Source organism: Actinomycetota bacterium (assembly GCA_030684515.1).
Taxonomy (GTDB): domain Bacteria; phylum Actinomycetota; class Actinomycetes; order S36-B12; family S36-B12; genus UBA11398.
Window position 1 is genome coordinate 205473 of sequence record JAUXVJ010000016.1, and the last position, 21053, is coordinate 226525.

Genomic DNA, 21053 nt, shown 5'->3' on the forward strand with positions numbered 1-21053 from the left:
CAAGCATGGGTGCGTACAGCTCGGCATATGACCTCAGCATGAATGATCCCGAAGCATTCTGGCTCGCAGCTGCAAAGGGTGTGAGTTGGAATCATGAGCCGAGCCTTGCCTTGGATTCCGATTCGGCGCCGCTGTATCGATGGTTTCCAGACGGGGTGCTCAATAGCTGTTACAACGCCCTCGATCGGCATGTGGAGGCGGGACGTGGCAATCATGCCGCGCTCATATACGACAGTCCCTTGGCGCAGTCCAAGAGCACGCACAGCTATGCCGATTTACTGGGGGAAGTCAGCAAATTCGCTGGTGTGCTCGCCTCTCTTGGCGTAGTACGCGGAGATCGAGTCGTGATCTACATGCCGATGATTCCCGAATCAGTGGTGGCGATGCTGGCATGTGCCCGGCTTGGTGCTGTCCATTCGGTCGTCTTCGGCGGATTCGCGCCTGCTGAGTTGGCGGCACGCATCGATGATGCGTCACCGCGTGTGATCGTGTCGGCGTCGTGTGGCATTGAACCGAGTCGAGTGATTGCCTACAAGCCCATGCTGGACGAGGCGATTGCCATGAGCAAGCGCCCTCCCGAGGCAACTGTGATTCTTCAGCGTGCGCAGGTGAGCGCTGAATTGGGCGAAGCCGATCATGATTGGCGAGAACTCATGAGCACTGCCGTGCCACATGCGTGCGTGCCCGTTGCCGCGACCGATCCGCTGTACATCCTCTATACCTCTGGCACAACGGGCAAGCCCAAAGGTGTCGTTCGCGACAATGGTGGCCACGCGGTTGCGATGACCTGGTCCATGGCCAACATCTATGACATCGGACCAGATGATGTGTGGTGGGCCGCCTCGGATGTCGGCTGGGTCGTAGGACATTCCTACATCGTGTATGCGCCATTGATGGTTGGAGCCACGACTGTCATCTTCGAAGGCAAGCCGGTCGGAACGCCAGATGCCGGTGCATTCTGGCGAGTCATCCAGGACTACGGAGTCAACGGATTGTTCACGGCGCCCACGGCTATCCGGGCGGTGAAGAAGGAGGATCCCGAAGCGCTCCTGCTCGCGGAGTACGACATCAGCTCCCTGCGCAACCTGTTCCAGGCGGGAGAGCGGCTTGACCCGGACACCTACCACTGGGCTGCACAGCATCTCGGTGTTCCAGTCATCGATAACTGGTGGCAGACCGAGACAGGCTGGCCGATCGCTGCCAATCTTCGTGGGCTGGAGCCAATGCCGGTGAAGCCGGGCTCACCCACTGTGGCGGTCCCCGGCTTCGATGTGCAGGTGCTTGACGCTGATGGCAATCGCGTGCACGCTGGCGCTGAGGGCTCAATCGTGCTGAAACTCCCAATGCCACCAGGAACCTTGCCGACCTTGTGGGGCAACGACCAGTGGTACATCGACTCGTATCTGACGACCTTCCCGGGTTTCTACACCACAGGTGACGGTGGGCTGGTCGATTCAGATGGCTACATCTATGTCATGGGCCGCACTGATGACGTGATCAACGTGGCTGGCCACCGACTCTCGACAGGTTCAATGGAGGCTGTGGTCGCGTCGCACCCCATGGTGGCTGAATGTGCCGTCATCGGTGTGCACGATCAACTCAAGGGTCAGATTCCTCGGGCCTTTGTCGTGCTGAAGGCGGGAGCCCAGATTGAGACTGCGGCGCTCCAGGCTGAAATTGTGGCGTCGATCCGGCATGAGATCGGCGCGGTTGCGGCGCTCAAGGAAGTTGTGGTGGTTCCGGCGCTGCCGAAGACTCGCTCAGGAAAGATCCTTCGACGCACGATGCGAGGCATTGCTGATGGCCGACCCGAGACAGTGCCTGGCACCATCGAGGATATTCGCGTGCTTGAAGCGATCACACCTCTGCTGACAGGCAGTGTGCAGAACTGATCAGATGATGTTCCACGCTTGCGTCAGTACCTCTCGAAGAATCTGAGCCATCTCGTCGAACTGCGCTTCGCCGGCGATCAATGGTGGCGCAACTTGGACAACGGGATCGCCTCGATCATCAGATCTGCAGTACAGGCCTTTGCTGAACATTGCCTTGGACACGTAGCCGCGAAGGAGACGCTCGGACTCCTCATCGGTGAAGGTCTCGCGAGTGGTCTTGTCCTTCACGAGTTCTATCCCGTAGAAGTACCCCGTGCCGCGAACATCGCCAACGATCGGAAGATCGCGCAGTTCATTGAGCTTCTTGGCGAAGAGCTCCTCGTGGTCCAACACCCGCTGGTTGAGGCCCTCGCGATCGAAGATGTCCAGATTGGCCAAGGCGATTGCAGCTGATACGGGATGCCCGCCCCACGTGAAGCCATGCAGGAAGGTGTTGGTGCCATGGGTGAAAGGCTCAAACAGTCTCTCGCTTGCGATCATCGCGCCAAGCGGCGCGTAACCAGAAGTCAGGCCTTTGGCACAGGTGATGATGTCGGGAGTGACGCCGAATCGTTCCATGGCAAAGGTCGAGCCAATTCGACCAAAGGATGTGATGGTCTCATCGGCGATCAACAGCACGTCGTACTGATCGCAGATTTCTCGCACGCGCTCCAAGTACCCCGGTGGTGGTGTGAAGCAGCCGCCTGAGTTCTGCACGGGCTCCAAGATCACTGCGGCCACAGTGTCAGGTCCCTCGAATTCGATCGCCTCGGCAATGCGGTTGGCTGCCCATTGCCCGAAGGCAAAAAGGTCATCACGCAGATGTTCCGGCGCGCGATAGAAGTTGGTGTTCGGCACGCGGATGGTGCTGGGAACCAGTGGTTCGAATGGCACCTTGGCAGCGGGGATGCCAGTCAGCGACAGTGCGCCATGGGGAGTGCCGTGATAGGCGACCGCCCGGCTGATCACCTTGTGCTTGCCGGGCTTGCCGGTCAATTTGAAGAATTGCTTTGCAAGTTTCCAAGCCGACTCAACTGCCTCACCGCCACTGGCCGTGAAGAAGATGCGATTGAGGTCTCCTGGTGCCAGATAGGCAAGGCGTTCTGCCAGTTCAATGGCTCGCGGATGCGCAAGCCCCCAGATCGGAAAGAACGCCAATTCCGAAGCCTGTCGCGCCGCGGCTTCGGCAAGTTCTGTTCGACCATGCCCCACTTGGACATTGAACAAGCTCGAGATGCCATCGAGGTAGCGCCGACCTTGATCGTCCCAGATGTAGCAGCCATCGCCCTTGACGATGATCGGCAGTTCTTCGCCACCGAGGACGGGTGCGTGTCGCGTGAAGTGCATCCATAGGTGCTTGCGAGCACGGTCGGCGTATGACTCCTGGCCTTGGCTGTCTGCTTGTGTGTTCATCGCGTTCCCCAGGTGTAGATCTGCTTTCGAAGTTTGAGATAGACGAAAGTCTCAGTCGATTGCACGCCTGGAACCGCGCGGATTCTTCCGTTGATGAGATCCAGGAGCTCCTCGTCGTCGTTCACGACGAGCTCGGCAAGCAGGTCATAGGAACCTGCGCACACGACGAGGTAGTCAATTTCGGGCATGGCATCCAGATCGTCGGCGACTGCTTCGATATCGCCGTGCACCTTGATGCCTACCATCGCCGAACGCGAGAATCCCAGAGCAGCGGGATCAGCCACTGCGACGATCTGCATCACCCCGGCCTCGGTCAGCCGCTGTACGCGCTGGCGCACCGCTGCCTCTGACAGGCCCACAGCCTTGCCGATCGAGGCATAGGGGCGACGCCCATCTTCTTGCAACTGCTCGATGATCGAGCGGCTGACATCGTCGACCACCACTGTTCTGCCCTTGCGATCCATGGCTCAATGGTGTGGTGAATTGATCCACTTGGCAAGCGAATCCGTAGGTATACGCAACTTTCACCACGAAATACGCAATTGAATGCGTCTATTGCGGCCCATTACGCATTCGGATTTATGCTGGCCCCAGAGATGGAGGCGAGATGACCCAGCGCACGCTCCGAAATGTCGTCAACGGTGAACCGGTGTCGTCCTCAGGCGACCCGACAGCACTGATCAATCCCAGCAGCGGCGAGGTGTTCGCCCTGGCTCCCAACAGTTCCCCAGCAGAGGTTGATTCGGCCTATCAAGCCGCAGCGGCGGCCTTTCCAGCGTGGCGAGATGCCACGCCGGCTGTTCGGCAGAAGGCCCTCCTGGCTATTGCTGACGTGCTGGAGGCCCACGGTGAGGAGCTCGTTGCACTTGAGAGCCAGAACACTGGCAAGCCGATCCCTGTCACGATGACTGAGGAATTGCCGCCGATGATTGATCAGCTTCGATTCTTCGCCGGGGCCGCTCGAATGCTCGAGGGTCGCTCCGCTGGCGAATACATGGCCGGATTCACCTCAATCATTCGACGCGAGCCCGTTGGCGTGATCGGCCAGGTCACCCCCTGGAATTACCCGATGATGATGGCGGTCTGGAAGTTTGCGCCGGCTATTGCGGCAGGCAATACGGTCGTGCTGAAGCCAAGCGACACCACACCTGTCACCACACTTCGGATCGCAGAGCTCATTGCTGAGGCTGGAGCCTTGCCGCCGGGAGTCTTCAATGTGGTGTGCGGTGATCGAGATACCGGCCGTTCAATTGTTGAGCATCCAACACCGAGCATGGTGTCAATCACGGGTTCCGTGCGGGCAGGCATGAACGTTGCCGAGTCAGCCGCTCGTGACCTCAAGCGCAGTCATCTCGAATTGGGGGGCAAGGCACCCGTGGTGGTATTCCAGGATGCTGACGTGCAGGCCGCAGCAGAATGGATTGCTGTGGCTGGCTACTTCAATGCCGGGCAGGACTGCACAGCGGCGACGCGACTGCTTGTCGCTGATGCCATCTACGACGAGTTCATGTCCGCGCTGACGGATCAGGCACGCGCGATGCAGACGACCTTTGCCGACGGCCCCGGTGGCGAAGGTTTTGTCCCACCCGTGAACAACGCTGCTCAATGCGAGCGAGTACTCGGGTTCATTGATCGCAAGCCACGCCACGCCGAGATCCTTCTGGGAGGTTCGCGTCTGGGCGACCGCGGCTACTTCATCGAGCCGACGATCATCGCCAATCTTGAGCAGCAGGACGAAATGATCCAAGAAGAGATCTTTGGTCCAGTGATCACAGCGCAGCGCTTCTCCGATGAAGCTGAAGCTCTTCAGATGGCAAATGATGTCGAGTTTGGCCTCGCGGCCAGCGTGTGGACCCGCGACCTTGGTCGGTCGCTGCGCATGTCCAAGTACCTGGACTTTGGCACAGTCTGGATCAACACCCACATCCCACTGGTTGCTGAGATGCCACACGGAGGCTTCAAGCACTCTGGCTATGGCAAGGATCTGTCGATGTACGGCTTTGAGGATTACACCCGCATCAAGCACGTGATGGCCAGTCTGGACAGCTAGTTCAATCACACGCATGTCGACACGCAGATTTACGAGGGCAGGTCCTGTTCAATTTGAGTTTCGCGGGCACTAGGTTATTGCTCTTACGCACGCTCACTGTTGGTTTGAAATTCCTTCAGAAGGAGATCCGTTGACTGAGAACCGTGATGTCGCCGCTCGCGAAATGCTCGATCTCGTGCGCTCGTCGCTCTCGCGCCGGCGCATTCTGCAGGCTGCGGGGCTTGGCTCGGTAGCAGTGGTGGCAGCTGCGTGCGGGGCAAGCGGAGACGATGGTTCAGCGACCGCTTCTGCCGCGCCTTCAGCTGAAGACCTCTCCGATTCTGAGAAGACATTGCTCTGGTCTACCTGGCCGGGCTATATGGATACTGATGAGGAGTCGGGTTCTCGCCCTACCCTGGATGCCTTCTCAAAGCAGACCGGTATCAACGTCACCTACACCGAAGACATCAACGACAACAATGAGTTCTTCGCCAAGGTGCGCACGCAGCTCGAACAAGGTCAGTCGATCGACCGCGATCTTGTCGTCCTGACCGACTGGATGGCCGCACTGTGGATCACCAACGGCTATGCGCAGAAGCTCGATAAGTCGATCATGCCCAATGCCGTCAACGTCATTCCGAAATTGGCCAACGTCGCTTTCGATCCAGGTCGCGAGTACACCCTTCCCTGGCAGTCTGGCTTCGGACTGTTCGGTTGGAACAAGGCCAAGTTGAAGGAGCTGATTGGCACCGATCAATTGACTTCAGTTGATCAGCTGTTCAATCCCGCACTGAAGGGGCGCGTCACCGTGCTGTCTGAAATGCGCGACACCATGGGCATCATCATGGCGTGGCAGGGCAATGACCCGTCCAACTTCACCGAGGACCAGTTCATGCAAGGCATTGACGCGCTGCGCGCCCAGATCGACAACGGACACATCCGAAGTGTCGAGGGCAACTCGTACATGGGTGATATGGAAAGCGGCAATGTTGTTGCGGTGATTGGCTGGTCTGGCGATGTCATCCAACTCGGCCCAAAATTTGGCGTGGCTCTTCCCGAATCCGGCGGCACCTTGTGGACCGACAACATGCTCATTCCGCCGCTGGCGGCTCATAAGAAGAACGCCGAACTCATCATGAACTACTACTACGATCCAGAAGTGGCAGCCAAGGTTGCCGCCTACGTGCAGTACATCTCTCCTGTGCAAGGTGCGCAGGAAGCGATGGCGAAAGTCGATCCCTCGCTCGTTGACAACGAGTGGATTTTTCCGACTTCAGAAACCCTTGACCGCTCCTATGTATTCATGGAACTGACTGCTGAGCAGGATCTGACCTACCAGCGGGCATTTCAGAAGGCGATCGGTAACTGAGGTGCCCGGCCGCAGCGCCGGGGTCAACAGACGCGTTGAGGATCTTCGCCTGGCAAATCTCACCAAGCAGTTCGGCGATCAGCGGGCCGTTGATGACCTCAGCATCACCATCGCGGCTGGTTCCTTCTTCGCCCTGCTTGGAGCCTCGGGGTGCGGCAAGACCACAACATTGCGCATGATTGCCGGGCTCGAGGAGCCAACGAGTGGACAGGTGTTCATCGGTGAGCAGGACATCACTGACCTGCGGGCACATCAGCGCCCCGTGAACACGGTCTTTCAGTCCTACGCTCTCTTTCCGCATCTGGACATCTTTGAGAATGTGGCTTTCGGCCTTCGTCGCCGCGGGATTAAGCATGTCGATGCTGCGGTGAATCAGATGCTCGAACTTGTGGAACTGAGCGCTATGGCTCGTCGTAAGCCCAGTCAGCTCTCTGGCGGCCAGCAACAGCGTGTCGCCGTAGCGAGAGCCCTCATCAACGAACCTGATGTCCTTCTGCTCGATGAACCACTTGGGGCATTGGATCTCAAACTGCGTCGCCAGATGCAAATTGAATTGAAGCGGATTCAATCGGAGGTCGGCACCACGTTTGTGCATGTCACCCATGATCAGGAAGAAGCCATGGTGATGGCCGATACCGTGGCAGTGATGAATGCCGGACGCATTGAGCAACTAGGTCACCCGGCCGACGTGTACGAAACTCCTCAGACAGTGTTCGTCGCAAACTTCCTGGGCCAGTCGAATCTGATTGTCGGCGAGAAGTTTCAGGACGGTGAAGTCACGGGCGCGAGCTCACATGGGGTGGCATTCCTCATGCCGAATGCAAGAAACTTCGCGCCGTCCCGTGACGTCGTCGTAGGTGTTCGCCCGGAGAAGATCACTGTGCTCGATCTTGAGGATGAGTCCAAGATCCAGGCTGGTCAGAACACTCTGCATGGCAGGGTCACTGATGTCTCGTATACGGGTGTCTCGACGCAGTACCTGGTGGAGACAGCTTGGGGGCAGCAGATCGTCGCCTTCGAGCAGAACTCGATCGTTGGCGATCGATGTGCGGTTGGGGACCCGGTCGTCCTGCATTGGGCGCCAGAGCACACCTTTGGTCTGGACCCCGCAGAGGGGCTGTCTTCAGGGATTGATCCGGCTGTCTTAGCGCTCGAAAGCAATGCGGACGCCTAGGTCATGGCATCGGTAGTTCCTGTTGCCTCGGTCGCGCCGGCGGGCACGCCTGCACCGAAGCGCTCTTCTCGTTCGGTCTACATTCTGCTGATTCCGGGCCTTGCCTGGCTTGCGGTCTTCTTCCTGATCCCGCTGTTCACGCTGTTCACGACCAGTCTGCAAAAAGAGTCGGCAACCAAGCCGGGCACTTATGTCTTTGGCCTTCAGGTCAGCAACTATGTAGACGCGCTGGTCGAATACTGGCCGCAGTTCCTGCGCTCCTTCATCTACGCCGGACTTGCGACGCTCCTGGCTCTTGCCATTGCCTACCCGCTTGCCTACTTCATCGCTTTCAAGGCTGGCAACTGGCGGTCACTGATGCTGGTGCTGGTAGTGGCCCCGGCCTTCGCGTCATTCCTGCTGAGGACCTACGCATGGAAGACAATCCTCGCAGACGACGGATTCGTGACTTCGACTCTGAACAGTCTGCATCTACTGCCCGATGGGCGAATCCTGAACACCGGTATAGCTGTCGTCGCAGGTCTCACATACAACTTCCTGCCCTTCATGATTCTGCCGCTGTTTGCCTCTCTTGATCGCATTGACTACCGACTGATTGAGGCCGGAAGTGATCTGTATGCGTCACCGGTCAAGGTCTTCTGGCGCGTCACCTGGCCCTTGTCGATGCCCGGTGTCGTTGCGGGGACTCTGCTCACATTCATTCCGGCTGCCGGAGATTTCATCAACGCGGAACTGCTGGGCTCGGCCAAGGATCGAATGATCGGCAATGTCATTCAGACGAACTTCATTGAGTTCCGTGACTACCCCACCGCGAGCGCGCTCTCGTTCGCGCTCATGGCGGCCATCTTGATCCTTGTCTTTGGCTACATTCGTCGTTCAGGGACTGAGGACCTCGTCTGATGCGCTGGATCCGAAGAAACATCATCGGGGCGATTGCAATCCTCGTCCTCGTATATCTGTTCATTCCCATCGCAGTCGTCATCGCATTCAGTTTCAACAAACCAGAGAGCAAGTTCAATCTCACCTGGAATGAGTTCTCACTTGATGCATGGACTCAGATTTGTGGTGTGCCTGGTGTGTGCGATTCATTCTTGACCAGTGTCCAGATTGGCCTCATCACCACGCTCATTGCCACCGTGCTGGGAACGATGATTGCCTTTGCTCTGGTTCGCTATCGATTCCGTGGACGAAGTTCGACCAATCTTCTGATCTTCATGCCGATGGCCACACCCGAAGTTGTCATGGGCGCCAGCTTGCTCGCCTTGTTCTTGAACCTTCGATTTCCGCTGGGCACGGTGACGGTGATGATCGCTCACATCATGTTCATCATCTCCTTCGTTGTTGTGGCCGTGAAGGCTCGATTGCAGGGCATGGATCCAAAGCTCGAGGAAGCTGCCCGTGATCTGTACGCCGGTCCCTCTGCAACGTTTCGGTATGTCACCTTTCCCCTGGTCCTGCCCGGCATCATCGGTGCCGCCTTGCTGGGCTTCTCGCTTTCCTTCGACGACTTCATCATCAGCTTCTTCAATGCCGGCACTCTTGTCACCTTCCCGATCTACATCTGGGGCGCGGCGCAGCGCGGTATCCCACCACAGGTCAATGCGCTGGCATCCTTGGTGTTCCTCTCGGCACTTGCAATAGTCCTAGGTGCGCAGCTGTACAGCTGGCGTCGACGTCGAGCACTTGCCGCACATTGACCAAAGGAGCACTGATGCGAGTTCTTGCGATTGGAGCCGGCGGCGTGGGTACGGCCGCGGCCTTGATCGCCAGGCGGCGCGACTATTTCCAGTCATGGCTGGTCGCTGACTATGACCTGGAGCGCGTGACTGCTCTGGTCAGCCGCGTGGCCGATGAACGATTCAGTGGGGAGCAGGTCGACGCGTCCGATACCGAAGCCGTGGCTGCGCTCATTCGCGCCCATGACATCACGCACGTGCTCAACGTGGTGGACCCACGATTTGTGCTGCCGATCTTCAACGCCTGCGCAGCAACCGGGGCGAACTACCTCGATACCGCAATGAGCCTGTCGCGACCTCATCCCCAGCGGCCCTTCGCGGAACCGGGAATCAAACTGGGCGATGCCCAGTTTGAGCAAAGTGATGCCTGGCACGAGCGAGGCCAGCTGGCCTTGTGCGGGATGGGTGTCGAACCCGGTCTGGCAGATGTATTCGCGCGCTACGCAGCTGACCATCTCTTCAGTGAGATTGATGAGATCGGTATACGCGACGGAGCCAACCTCACCGTTGACGGATATGACTTTGCCCCGAGTTTTTCGATCTGGACCACGATCGAGGAGTGCCTCAATCCGCCACTGATCTGGGAGAAGGATCGTGGCTGGTTCACCACTGAGCCCTTCAGCGAAGGGGAGGTCTTCGACTTTCCCGACGGTATTGGTGCGGTTGAATGTGTCAACGTTGAGCACGAAGAGGTGGTGCTGGTCCCGCGCTGGATCAACTGCAAGCGGGTCACTTTCAAGTACGGCCTCGGCACTGAATTCATTGATGTACTCAAGACTCTGCATCAGCTTGGACTGGATCGAACTGAGCCGATCAGCGTCAAGGGGGTGATGGTGAGCCCGCGCGACGTTGTAGCGGCTGTTCTTCCTGATCCGGCCGCAATTGGCCATTTGATGCATGGCAAGACTTGCGCTGGCACCTGGGTGACAGGCCTTGGAAAGGACGGCTTGCCCAAAGAGGTGTATCTGTATCACGTGGCTGACAACGCATGGACAATGAAGGAATACGGAGTACAGGCGGTGGTATGGCAGACCGCTATGAATCCCGTCATCGCGCTGGAGTTGTTGGCCACCAAGGCTTGGGAGGGCGCCGGGGTGCTAGGCCCAGAAGCATTCGACTCAGTGCCATTCCTTGATCTCATGAGCGCGGGCTATGGCCAGACCTTCGGATTGCGAGGCTGAGTCATGAGCGCATCTCCAGCCCGCTTGTGGCCAGCGTGGGTTGCGGGTCGAGCCATTGATCAGGGCACGGTCGTTGACGTGCATCACCCAGGTGACGGGGCAGTTGTGGGGAGTTATGTCAGCCCTACATCGGCGGAAGTTGAGCTAGCAATCGGGGCCGCGGCCCAGGTGAAGGACTCTGCGCGAGCAACGACTGCGGCACAACGGGCAGCCGCACTGATGCATGTCAGTCGCGGACTTGAATCGCGAGTTGAAGAAGTTGCTGCGCTCATCACAGCCGAGAACGGCAAGCCCCTGATGTGGGCCCGCGCTGAGGCACAACGCGCGGTTGCCACTTTTCGATGGGCGGCCGAGGAAGCAAGGCGCTTCGGAGGCGAACTGCAACGACTCGACACGGAGGCAGCGACCAAGGGCAGAGCAGCAATCATTCGCAGATTTCCTTATGGGCCAGTGCTGGGCATCTCGCCCTTCAACTTCCCCATCAATCTCGTTGCGCACAAACTCGCACCTGCTCTTGCCGTGGGTGCGCCGATCATTCTGAAGCCAGCCCCTGCCACCCCACTTGGCGCCTTGCTGCTGGGGGAGTTGCTCGCTGAGACCGATCTGCCGGCTGGTATGTGGTCAGTGCTGCCGGTCGGCAATGACATGGCCCCTTCGCTGGTGCAGGATCCACGACTGCCTGTCATTTCCTTCACGGGTTCTGATGTGGTCGGCTTTGCCATTCAGGAGTCTGTTCCACGCAAGCACGTCACCTTGGAACTTGGCGGCAATGCTGCTGCAATCGTGCTCGCGGATTATTCGAGTGAGGCTGATCTGGAATGGGCCGCGTCGCGCATTGCCACTTTTGGCTACTACCAAGCCGGCCAGTCGTGCGTCGCTGTTCAACAGGTGATGATCGACGAGCATGTGCTGGAGGCTCTGCTTCCACGCTTGGTGGCAAGAGTCGAAGGACTCGCCACTGGATCTCCTTGGGATGACGCCACTGTTGTCGGTCCGCTCATCAGCGAAGCTGCGGCCGAGCGCGTTGAATTGTGGATCCACGAAGCAGTGGCGGCCGGGGCTCGAGTGCTGGTCGGTGGTGGCCGATCGGGTACGTCCGTTGAGCCCACACTGCTCATTGATGTTGATCCGCAATCGCGCGTGGCAACCCAGGAAGTGTTCGGCCCAGTTGTCTGCGTGCAGGTCATCGATGGACTCCACGACGCCATTACCCGTGTGAACAGCTCTCGTTTTGGCCTGCAGACTGGTGTATTCACCCATGACATCCAGGCGGCATTCAGAGCCCATCGTGATCTGGAAGTTGGTGGGGTGATCATCGGCGATGTGCCGAGCTTCCGATCCGACCAGATGCCCTATGGCGGAGTGAAGGACTCTGGATCTGGCCGCGAGGGCCTTCGGGCAGCCATGGAGGACCTCACCTATGAGCGAGTCCTCGTACTGTCGGATTTGGATCTGTAGCGCTCGTCGTACCCTGATCACATGCGTTCGGTTGTCATCCTCGGCTCAACGGGTTCGATCGGAACCCAAGCACTGGATGTGGCAAGCCGAAACAGCGAGCTCTTTCGGATCGTCGGGCTCGGTGCGAGTGGCCGAAGCCTTGAACTCATCGCTGAGCAGGCGGTCAGATTTCACGTTGAAGTTGTCGCGCTGACTGAAGCCGCGAATCCAGATGACTTCCTGGCGGCGTTCGCGCTGGCTTCCAGTCGCCTTGGCACCAAGATGCGCCCCATCGCTGTGATCTATGGGCAAGGCGCTCAGGCCGAGCTCGCGGCCTGGCAGTGCGATGTCGTGCTCAATGGACTCGCTGGTGCCGCAGGTCTTGTCCCGACGCTGGCAGCGCTGAACGCGGGTCGGACATTGGCACTGGCCAACAAGGAGTCGCTGATCATCGGCGGCGACCTTGTGCGCGCCATCGCCAAGCCCGGTCAGATCGTGCCAGTGGATTCCGAGCACTCGGCGCTGGCCCAGGCCTTGCTCGGCGGAGCACGCAGCGAGGTACGTCGACTGCTCCTCACCGCATCTGGGGGCCCCTTTCGTGGCTGGTCGCCGCAGGCACTTGAGTCAGTTACACCAGAACAGGCGTTGAGGCATCCGACATGGACGATGGGTCCTCTGGTCACTATCAACTCGGCAACCCTCATGAACAAGGGCTTGGAAGTCATCGAAGCCCATCTGCTCTTTGACATTGCCTTCGATCAGATCGATGTGGTGATCCATCCGCAATCGATCGTGCATTCGATGGTGGAGTTTGTGGATGGATCCACGCTCGCGCAGGCGAGCCCACCGGACATGCGGCTGCCCATCGCACTTGGCATGTCGTGGCCGGATCGAGTTCCAGGTGCGATCCCCGGCTGCGATTGGACTCAGGCCGCCACCTGGGAGTTCTTCCCGGTGGATGCCGCGGCTTTTCCGGCCATTGACCTGGCTCGAACGGCCGGCCTGGCTGGCGGCACAGCCACGGCAGTGTTCAACGCTGCTGATGAAGCCTGCGTGGCTGCCTTTCTGGATCGCACGATTGCCTTTCCCCAGATCGTGCGCACTGTTGGCGAAGTGCTGGCCGAGCACTTGGGTGGCGGCGATGGGCAGGCTGGTTCGGCGCATGTCATGGGGAACGACTTGACTTTGCACGACGTCGAACAGGCGGACGCCTGGGCTCGCAAGCGAGCTCTCGAAGTAGCGTTGGTATTCGCGGAAGGAGTGCGCTAGTGCTGCAGCTCATTGGCATCCTGATCTTTGTCCTGCTTATCGCGATGTCCATTGGCCTGCACGAATTTGGGCACTTCCTGCCCGCCAAGAAATTCGGCGTCAAAGTCACTGAGTTCATGATCGGATTTGGTCCGGCGATCTGGACTCGGGTCAAGGGCGAGACTCGCTACGGATTCAAGGCTGTGCCACTTGGCGGCTATGTCCGGATGATCGGCATGCTGCCACCCGTCAAACAGGTCGATCAGGAGGCTGCGCCGGCGAACACGGGACGCTTCGCAACGATGATTGCCGATGCTCGACAGCAGTCATTGGAAGAAGTCGGTCCTGACGATCACAATCGCGTCTTCTACCGATTGCCGGTGCGCAAGCGAGTGCTGGTCATGCTCGGCGGTCCCACGATGAATCTGATCTTCGCTACCGTGCTGTTCTCGATTGTGCTGATCGGCATTGGGCTGCCCCAACCTTCGCTGACAGTGAATTCAGTTGTGGCGTGCACGCCAAGTGTGGACCATCCAAGTGGTGCCCCTCTGCCGTCAGGCAACTGTCCCTCGGGTACAACCCAAACGCCAGCGAAGGCCGCTGGGGTCCAGCCTGGTGATGTGATCGTGGGCTTGAACGGCAAAACGGCTCAGGATTGGAATGCAGTCAGCACCTCTCTGCGGGCTTCGGGCGGCAAGACCGTCACCTTGGATCTGATGCGCGATGGTCAACCAGTGGCTGTTCCCGTTGCCGTCGCCTTGATCGATCGACCTCAATATGACGAATACGGTGAGGCCACTGGGGCAACGGTGGCTGGCGGATTCGTCGGCGTCAGCCCTGGCCTTGACTACGTTCGGCAGAGCGTGACTGAAGTTCCCGCCTTCATGTGGAATCTCACCACGGCTTCAATCGGTGCGCTCATCAGCTTGCCAGTGCGTCTGTATGAGCTGGTGACCCAGACGCTGATAGGTGGCCAGGAGCGAGCGATCGATGGCCCAGTGAGCGTGGTGGGGGTCAGCCGCATTGGTGGCGATATTGCCGCTATGGATGAGCCGATGGTTGGCAAGATCGCCACCTTCCTGGGGCTGGCGGCCTCCTTGAATCTGTTCCTGTTCCTGTTCAATCTGCTCCCCATCCCACCGCTGGACGGTGGGCACATCGCTGGAGCGCTCTATGAGGCCATCCGGCGGTCCATTGCAAAAATCAGAGGACGCCCAGATCCTGGCCCGGTCGACGTAGCACGCTTGCTTCCTGTGGCCTACATCGTGGCGATAGTTCTGGTGAGCATGGGAGCCTTGGTCATCTGGGCGGACTTGGTCAAGCCCATCTCACTGGGGTGACAAGCGCAACAGGCGAAAAGGGATAATGAAGACGTGACTATTCAATTGGGCATGCCAGCACCCGCACCTCGTGTCATCTCCAGTCGCCGCAAGTCGCGTCCATTGATCCTCAAGCATCCGACTCATCCGGTCACTGTTGGCGGAGATGCCCCGATCAGCGTGCAGTCGATGTGCACGACCTTGACCTCAGACGTCAACGCGACCTTGCAACAGATCGCTGAGCTCACCGCAGCGGGTTGTCAGATTGTGCGAGTGGCCTGCCCAAGCCAGGACGACGCTGACGCCTTGCCACAGATCGCTCGCAAGGCGGGCATTCCGGTTATTGCCGATATCCACTTTCAGCCGAAGTACGTCTTTGCCGCAATCGATGCCGGTTGCGCCGGCGTGCGAGTCAATCCTGGCAACATCAAGAAGTTCGACGATCAGATCGCAGCAATCTCTCGCGCCGCGCGCGATGCTGGCACTCCGATTCGCATCGGCGTGAATGCCGGATCACTTGATCCGCGACTCTTGCAGAAGTACGGCAAGGCAACGCCAGAGGCGCTGGTGGAATCCGCGCTCTGGGAGGCCTCCCTCTTTGAAGAGCATGACTTTCGCGATATCAAGATCTCGGTCAAGCACCACGATCCGGTGATCATGGTTGAGGCATACATCCAGCTCGCAGAGCAATGCGACTATCCATTGCACCTCGGCGTGACTGAGGCGGGCCCTGCGTTCCAAGGCACGGTGAAATCGGCCGTCGCATTTGGAGCGCTTCTCAGTCGAGGCATTGGTGACACCATTCGTGTCTCGCTGTCGGCTCCGCCAGTTGAAGAGATCAAGGTCGGAAATCAGATTCTTGAGTCCCTCAATCTTCGTCAGCGCGGGCTGGAAATCGTGTCCTGTCCTTCCTGTGGACGGGCTCAGGTGGACGTCTACACCCTTGCCGAGCAGGTCACTGCTGGCCTGGAGGGCCTTGACGTCCCGCTGCGTGTTGCAGTGATGGGTTGTGTCGTCAATGGTCCCGGCGAGGCTCGTGAAGCCGACCTCGGCGTGGCATCGGGCAACGGCAAGGGCCAGATCTTCGTCAAGGGCGAGGTCATCAAGACTGTGCCCGAGTCGATGATCGTTGAGACGCTGATTGAAGAAGCGTTGAAGCTCGCAGAATCGATGACCGAAAGCGGCACGCCGGAGGTCATGGCTCACTAGAGCCCTTGGGCCTATCGTCGCCCCGTGGGAAACGTGCACCCAATTGCGGCAGAGGACCTGGAGCAGCTGCTCCGGCTGTTTGCGCGCGATCCAGTGACGCATTGCTTTGTCGAATCCCGGGTACAGGTTGGCGGCGTGGATCCATGGAAGCTCGGGGGTGAGATTCTGGGCTACTACAAAGACGATCAGCTTGTATCGGCTCTGTACTCCGGAGCAAATCTCGTGCCCATCGAAGCAACCCCCGCGGCCATCGCGGCCTTCGCTGATTACCTGCGCCCGCGACTTCGCCGGTCCTCATCGATGCTCGGGCGGGCAGTGGAAGTGCTGGACCTGTGGCGCTTGCTGGAGCCTGCCTGGGGGACAGCGCGCGCAATTCGCGAGGTGCAGCCGCTGATGGCCATCAGCTCAAATGGGCCCATCGAGCCAGATCCTGATGTTCGATGTATTCGCCTTGATGAACTCGATGCGTACCTGCCAGCCGCTATCGACATGTTCACCGAGGAGATCGGGGTTTCTCCCGTTGCCGGTGGCAACACTTTGGCCTATCGCAGCCGGTGTGCTGATCTGATCCGCGCCGGACGAAGTTTCGGACGCGTGCGAGATGGCCTGGTGGAATTCAAGGCCGAGGTTGGTTCCGTCAGCCCATTTGTCTGTCAAGTGCAAGGCGTGTGGGTTGACCGCAGATTGCGAGGTCAAGGCATCTCGATCCCGGGCATGGCTGCGGTGGTCGCTGCTGCCAGGGCACGCTTCAGTCCGACGGTCTCGCTCTATGTCAATGACTTCAACACTCCGGCCCGCAAGGCCTATCTTGCAGTGGGCTTTGAGCAGGTCGGGACGTTCGCCACCGTGCTGTTTTAGAGAATTAGTAGCTGAGTGGCATAGATAGGCTGCCCCGATGCTGCGAATGTCGACCTTGTTTCTACGCACCCTCCGCGAGGATCCCGCTGATGCGGAGCTCCCGAGCCATCGGCTTCTGGTCCGAGCGGGATATGTCCGACGCGTTGCCCCAGGCATCTTCAGTTGGCTCCCGCTGGGCTATCTGGTCTATCGCAATGTGGAGCACATCGTGCGCGCAGAGATGGATGCAGCTGGATTTCAAGAAGTGCATTTTCCTGCGCTGCTTCCGCGCGAGCCATATGAGTTGACCCACCGATGGACCGAGTATGGCGACGGACTATTTCGACTGAAGGATCGCAAGGGCGCTGACTATCTCCTTGGCCCGACCCATGAAGAGATGTTCACGCTGATGGTGAAGGGCGAGTACTCCTCGTACAAGGACCTGCCGGTCAGCCTCTACCAGATTCAGGCGAAGTATCGCGATGAAGCACGGCCACGCGCAGGCATCCTTCGCGGCCGCGAATTTGTGATGAAGGATTCCTACTCCTTCGATGTTGACGAGGCCGGACTCCAACGTTCCTATGACCGTCACCGTGACGCGTATGTTTCCACCTTCACTCGACTTGGCCTTGAGTTCGTCATTGTCTCGGCTATGTCGGGAGCCATGGGCGGCTCGGCCAGCGAGGAGTTTCTCGCCCCTACGCCTGTGGGCGAGGACAGTTTTGTGCGCTGTCCCTCCTGTGACTATGCGGCAAATGTCGAGGCCGTGACCACGGTTGTGCCCGCGAGTCCCGATGCAAGTCAGATTGCTGCTGCGCACATCGAGCAGACGCCAAGTTCGGGCACCATCGAAGCCTTGGTGAGTTTCTCGAATCGAGATTTCGCTCGTCAGGATCGCCCGTGGAGCGGAGCGGACACACTGAAGAATGTGCTGTTCCTGGTCACTGATCCTTCGGGCCAGACCTCCGCCTTGGCCATCGGAGTCCCTGGTGATCGCGAGATCGATGTGAAGCGTCTTGAAGCCGTATTGCAGCCAAGTGAGGCAAAGCCATTTGAAGAGGCGGACTTCGAGCGCTACACGAGTCTGGTCAAGGGTTACATCGGTCCCAGCGTCCTGGGCAAGGACAAGGACTCGGGTATTCGGTATCTCGTTGACCCGCGGGTAGTCGAGGGCTCGCGGTGGATCACAGGAGCAAATCAGGCAGCGCGGCATTTCTATGACTACGTGGTCGGCCGCGACTTCACGCCGGACGGGGTGATTGACGTCGCTGAAGTGCGCGCGGGTGATACCTGTCCGAGCTGTGGCAGTGCACTTGAGATGGAACGTGGCATCGAGATCGGTCACATCTTCCAACTTGGTCGCAAATACGCCGATGCCATGGGTCTGAAAGTCCTCGATGAGAACGGTGAGCTCATCACTGTGACGATGGGTTCCTATGGCATTGGCGTCTCGCGGGCAGTCGGCGCTATTGCCGAGCAGTCACACGATGACAAGGGACTTATCTGGCCACGTGAAGTTGCTCCGGCCGATGTCCATCTGATTGCTGCGGGCAAAGAGGAGACGATCTACGCCGAAGCCGAGCGAATTGCAGCCGAGTTGGAAGCCAGGGGAATTCGCGTGCTCTATGACGACAGAATTGGCGTATCCCCGGGTGTGAAATTCAATGACTCCGAACTCATCGGCATTCCCACGATCGTCATCGTGGGAAAGAAATTGGCAGAGGGATTCGTTGAAGTGAAGGACCGTCGCAGCGGCGATCGCCAGGACCACGCTGTTGGCAATCTCGTGTCTGACTTGGTTGAGGTGTGCGCGAGATAGGTGCTATTGCGCAGGTGTGAGCTGCCAGTTCTGTGCACGTTGCCCAGCCTTGCGTGAGGCGTTGACTGCGAGAGCGCGGGTCGCGCCGGTGGTGGTTGTAGCGACTTGATCAAACAGCGGAATCAACTTCATTTCGAGTAGTTCGGCCAGCGCTCGAGCATCTGTGGCATCTGTGATGGGCTCAGGCAAAGCGTAGGCAACTGCGGCCTCATCGACAGGGGTGCCCAATGCCAATTCGAACCCCGCTCGCTGCTTGTCCAAGGTGGTGATGGCTCGCAGTGCTTGACGTTGAGCCGCACCAGTCAAATGGGCTCCCACCACGCCATATGCGTACACAGCGGCATCGATTCCGGCGATGGTCTGGCGAAGGGCAGTCGATGCCTGAGCCCCCAGTGCCGAGGTGGAGGCCGAGTCAGGTGGTGAACTGCTCGCTGGATTGTCCGCCGCCGGCGATGCGCAGCCCACTGCAGTTACAGCGATGACGCTCAGCGCGCACAACAGTGAGATGCCGCCATGAGGGAATGGGATTTGTGGAACGGGCACAGCCCAAGAATCGCATGGCCCGGTATATTGCTTGCCAAGGCTGCACCTCACCTGAGCCGGTGGTGGTGAAGTCACGACAACTGAATTGCTAGGAGGCGCCATGGCTGCTTCGGTGAAATCCGTCCGTGAAGGCATTGCGCCACTACTGATGGCAGCTGGCGTGGATCTTGAGGATCTGCAAGTTCAGCAGGCCGGGCGCCGCGAAATCGTTCGACTGGTCGTTGACCGCGATGGCGGCGTCGATCTTGACTTGGTCTCCGAAATCAGCCGGCAGGTGTCGGCAGTGCTGGATGCCGAACCGCTCAGCAGTCATTTCGACGGCACCTATGTGCTTGAAGTGACCTCACCAGGTGTCGACAGGCCATTGACCGAACTCAAGCACTGGCGTCGCGCCGTTGAGCGTTTGGTTGAAGTGCAATTGCTCGATGGAACCGTCGTCCTTGGTCGCATTACCGCGGTCGACGGTGATGTCGTCACTCTTGATGTTGCTGAGGGCAAGACGACTGTCAGCACCCCTATTCCGCTGTCCTTGGTTGAACTTGGCCGAGTGCAAATTGAGTTCAATCGCATGACGACTGAAGGAGCCAAAGATGGACATTGATGTGGGGGCTCTCAAAGCCCTCGTACGTGAAAAAGGTCTCTCCTTGGAGCTCCTCGTTGACTCAATCGAGCAGGCTCTGCTTGTCGCCTACCACCGTAGCCCAGGTTCATCGGAACGCGCTCGAGTCGAACTCGATCGCAAGAGCGGGCACGTTGTGGTCTGGGCGGCCGAACTTGACGAAGAAGGGGTGACCATTCGTGAGTTCGATGACACCCCTGATGGCTTTGGACGTATCGCTGCCACGACAGCGAGCCAGGTGTTCCTTGGACGCCTGCGAGAAGCCGAGGGCGATGCGACGCTGGTGGAGTTCACTGGGCGGGAAGGCGATCTCGTCTCCGGGCTGGTGCAGCAGACGTCCAATCCACGAATGATTCGAGTTGACATTGGAAAGATCGAGGCGAATCTGCCGCCTGAGGAGCAGGTACCCGGTGAGGATTATCGGCACGGCAGTCGACTGAAGTGCCTGGTCGTCGGAGTCCGCAAGGGCTTCAAGGGGCCAGTCGTCACGGTTTCGCGCTCTCATCCCAATTTGGTGCGTGCCCTCTTTGCGCTGGAAGTGCCGGAAATAGCAGACGGCACTGTTGAAATCGGTGCGCTCTCGCGCGAAGCGGGGCACCGAACCAAGATCGCAGTTCGCTCCACTGTGTCGGGAGTCAACGCCAAAGGGGCATGCATCGGGCCGATGGGACAGCGAGTGCGCCAAGTGATGGCTGAACTGCATGGCGAGAAGATCGACATCGTGGATTTCAGCGATGATCCCGCCGAGCTGATCGCGCATGCCCTGTCGCCAGCGCAGGTGACTTCGGTGATCATCGTGGATCCGGTTGCGCGTGCCGCGCGAGTGACAGTGCCGGACTACCAACTCTCCTTGGCCATTGGCAAGGAAGGCCAGAATGCTCGTCTGGCAGCACGGATGACGGGCTGGCGTATTGACATCCGACCCGACACGGCCGAAGGCGAATCGGCTGAACCTGAACCTGCATGAGCCCCGATGTTCTGGGGCCAGTACGCACCTGCGTGGGTTGTCGCAAGCGCGCTCCGCAAGGGCAACTGATCCGAGTGGCTCAGGAAGGCGGCGCCCTTCGAATCGGACGAGAGGCTGCTGGCAGGGGAGCCTGGTTGCACCCGACTTTGCAGTGTTTCGGACTGGCTGAGCGCAGGTCGGCCTTCGGGCGTGCCCTTGGAATCGCCGGCCCACTGGACAGCACGGCGCTTGCCTGTCACCTCGAAGGTCAGGGACCGCAGGCATCCGCGCTATAGTTATCGC

Annotated in this window: 19 protein-coding genes; 16 read left to right on the top strand and 3 right to left on the bottom strand. The window is 59.1% G+C overall.

What is annotated here, in order from left to right:
* Window positions 1-5 precede the first annotated feature (5 nt).
* Complete coding sequence (locus Q8M73_07510; protein ID MDP2288398.1) at window positions 6-1892, top strand: propionyl-CoA synthetase; 1887 nt, start codon at window positions 6-8, stop codon at window positions 1890-1892.
* Here the strand turns inward: Q8M73_07510 and Q8M73_07515 are convergent, their stop codons facing one another.
* Together Q8M73_07515 and Q8M73_07520 are read right to left on the bottom strand one after the other, a co-directional pair.
* Complete coding sequence (locus Q8M73_07515; GenBank protein ID MDP2288399.1) at window positions 1893-3284, bottom strand: aspartate aminotransferase family protein; 1392 nt, start codon at window positions 3282-3284, stop codon at window positions 1893-1895. It abuts the gene before it with no gap.
* On the bottom strand, window positions 3281-3748 hold the full coding sequence (locus Q8M73_07520) for an Lrp/AsnC family transcriptional regulator (protein MDP2288400.1): 468 nt from the start codon (window positions 3746-3748) through the stop codon (window positions 3281-3283). Before Q8M73_07520 ends, Q8M73_07515 begins: the two co-directional genes overlap by 4 nt.
* A gap of 143 nt (window positions 3749-3891) precedes the next feature.
* Here Q8M73_07520 and Q8M73_07525 point away from each other — a divergent pair, with 143 nt between their 5' ends.
* From Q8M73_07525 to Q8M73_07580, 12 genes are all read left to right on the top strand, one after another.
* Window positions 3892-5334, top strand: coding sequence for an aminobutyraldehyde dehydrogenase (locus Q8M73_07525; GenBank protein ID MDP2288401.1), 1443 nt, complete (start codon window positions 3892-3894; stop codon window positions 5332-5334).
* A gap of 130 nt (window positions 5335-5464) precedes the next feature.
* Window positions 5465-6682, top strand: a complete 1218-nt coding sequence (locus tag Q8M73_07530; protein MDP2288402.1) for a spermidine/putrescine ABC transporter substrate-binding protein — start codon at window positions 5465-5467, stop codon at window positions 6680-6682.
* 1 nt (window position 6683) lies between these two features.
* Complete coding sequence (locus Q8M73_07535; protein ID MDP2288403.1) at window positions 6684-7856, top strand: ABC transporter ATP-binding protein; 1173 nt, start codon at window positions 6684-6686, stop codon at window positions 7854-7856.
* Window positions 7857-7859: 3 nt separating this feature from the next.
* Entirely contained in the window at window positions 7860-8756 is an 897-nt protein-coding gene (locus Q8M73_07540) for an ABC transporter permease (protein ID MDP2288404.1), read from the top strand.
* Window positions 8756-9553 carry an ABC transporter permease gene (locus Q8M73_07545; GenBank protein ID MDP2288405.1) on the top strand — a complete coding sequence of 266 codons (798 nt, stop codon included), beginning with the start codon at window positions 8756-8758 and terminating at the stop codon, window positions 9551-9553. Before Q8M73_07540 ends, Q8M73_07545 begins: the two co-directional genes overlap by 1 nt.
* 14 nt (window positions 9554-9567) lie before the next feature.
* Window positions 9568-10773, top strand: coding sequence for a saccharopine dehydrogenase NADP-binding domain-containing protein (locus Q8M73_07550; protein MDP2288406.1), 1206 nt, complete (start codon window positions 9568-9570; stop codon window positions 10771-10773).
* A gap of 3 nt (window positions 10774-10776) precedes the next feature.
* Complete coding sequence (locus Q8M73_07555; GenBank protein MDP2288407.1) at window positions 10777-12231, top strand: aldehyde dehydrogenase family protein; 1455 nt, start codon at window positions 10777-10779, stop codon at window positions 12229-12231.
* 21 nt (window positions 12232-12252) lie between these two features.
* Complete coding sequence (gene dxr, locus Q8M73_07560; protein ID MDP2288408.1) at window positions 12253-13479, top strand: 1-deoxy-D-xylulose-5-phosphate reductoisomerase; 1227 nt, start codon at window positions 12253-12255, stop codon at window positions 13477-13479.
* Window positions 13479-14798 carry a site-2 protease family protein gene (locus Q8M73_07565; GenBank protein MDP2288409.1) on the top strand — a complete coding sequence of 440 codons (1320 nt, stop codon included), beginning with the start codon at window positions 13479-13481 and terminating at the stop codon, window positions 14796-14798. The genes dxr and Q8M73_07565 overlap by 1 nt, the downstream gene beginning before the upstream one ends.
* Before the next feature lie 33 nt (window positions 14799-14831).
* Window positions 14832-15986, top strand: a complete 1155-nt coding sequence (gene ispG, locus Q8M73_07570; protein ID MDP2288410.1) for a flavodoxin-dependent (E)-4-hydroxy-3-methylbut-2-enyl-diphosphate synthase — start codon at window positions 14832-14834, stop codon at window positions 15984-15986.
* Between the two features lie 24 nt (window positions 15987-16010).
* On the top strand, window positions 16011-16844 hold the full coding sequence (locus tag Q8M73_07575; protein ID MDP2288411.1) for a DUF4081 domain-containing protein: 834 nt from the start codon (window positions 16011-16013) through the stop codon (window positions 16842-16844).
* A 37-nt stretch (window positions 16845-16881) separates the two neighbouring features.
* On the top strand, window positions 16882-18642 hold the full coding sequence (locus tag Q8M73_07580) for a proline--tRNA ligase (GenBank protein ID MDP2288412.1): 1761 nt from the start codon (window positions 16882-16884) through the stop codon (window positions 18640-18642).
* 3 nt (window positions 18643-18645) lie between these two features.
* On the opposite strand, the gene Q8M73_07585 is transcribed toward Q8M73_07580, so the two are convergent.
* Window positions 18646-19185 (bottom strand): DUF4439 domain-containing protein, encoded by a 540-nt coding sequence (locus tag Q8M73_07585; GenBank protein MDP2288413.1) that lies wholly within the window; start codon window positions 19183-19185, stop codon window positions 18646-18648.
* 100 nt (window positions 19186-19285) lie between these two features.
* Between Q8M73_07585 and rimP the strand changes: the two genes are divergently transcribed.
* Genes rimP through Q8M73_07600 form a run of 3 tightly spaced genes read left to right on the top strand, consistent with a single transcriptional unit; the run spans window position 19286 to window position 21046 of the window.
* Window positions 19286-19786 (top strand): ribosome maturation factor RimP, encoded by a 501-nt coding sequence (gene rimP / locus Q8M73_07590; GenBank protein ID MDP2288414.1) that lies wholly within the window; start codon window positions 19286-19288, stop codon window positions 19784-19786.
* On the top strand, window positions 19776-20771 hold the full coding sequence (gene nusA / locus Q8M73_07595) for a transcription termination factor NusA (protein ID MDP2288415.1): 996 nt from the start codon (window positions 19776-19778) through the stop codon (window positions 20769-20771). Before rimP ends, nusA begins: the two co-directional genes overlap by 11 nt.
* Window positions 20768-21046 (top strand): YlxR family protein, encoded by a 279-nt coding sequence (locus Q8M73_07600; protein MDP2288416.1) that lies wholly within the window; start codon window positions 20768-20770, stop codon window positions 21044-21046. Before nusA ends, Q8M73_07600 begins: the two co-directional genes overlap by 4 nt.
* Window positions 21047-21053: the final 7 nt, after the last annotated feature.

Coding starts and splice junctions, on each gene's coding strand:
- Q8M73_07525 (MDP2288401.1), top strand. CDS start 3,892: ATGACCCAGCGCACGCTCCGAAATGTCGTCAACGGTGAACCGGTGTCG.
- Q8M73_07580 (MDP2288412.1), top strand. CDS start 16,882: ATGCTGCGAATGTCGACCTTGTTTCTACGCACCCTCCGCGAGGATCCC.
- Q8M73_07550 (MDP2288406.1), top strand. CDS start 9,568: ATGCGAGTTCTTGCGATTGGAGCCGGCGGCGTGGGTACGGCCGCGGCC.
- Q8M73_07510 (MDP2288398.1), top strand. CDS start 6: ATGGGTGCGTACAGCTCGGCATATGACCTCAGCATGAATGATCCCGAA.
- nusA (MDP2288415.1), top strand. CDS start 19,776: ATGGACATTGATGTGGGGGCTCTCAAAGCCCTCGTACGTGAAAAAGGT.
- Q8M73_07545 (MDP2288405.1), top strand. CDS start 8,756: ATGCGCTGGATCCGAAGAAACATCATCGGGGCGATTGCAATCCTCGTC.
- Q8M73_07555 (MDP2288407.1), top strand. CDS start 10,777: ATGAGCGCATCTCCAGCCCGCTTGTGGCCAGCGTGGGTTGCGGGTCGA.
- Q8M73_07515 (MDP2288399.1), bottom strand. CDS start 3,284: ATGAACACACAAGCAGACAGCCAAGGCCAGGAGTCATACGCCGACCGT.
- dxr (MDP2288408.1), top strand. CDS start 12,253: ATGCGTTCGGTTGTCATCCTCGGCTCAACGGGTTCGATCGGAACCCAA.
- Q8M73_07520 (MDP2288400.1), bottom strand. CDS start 3,748: ATGGATCGCAAGGGCAGAACAGTGGTGGTCGACGATGTCAGCCGCTCG.
- rimP (MDP2288414.1), top strand. CDS start 19,286: ATGGCTGCTTCGGTGAAATCCGTCCGTGAAGGCATTGCGCCACTACTG.
- Q8M73_07540 (MDP2288404.1), top strand. CDS start 7,860: ATGGCATCGGTAGTTCCTGTTGCCTCGGTCGCGCCGGCGGGCACGCCT.
- Q8M73_07600 (MDP2288416.1), top strand. CDS start 20,768: ATGAGCCCCGATGTTCTGGGGCCAGTACGCACCTGCGTGGGTTGTCGC.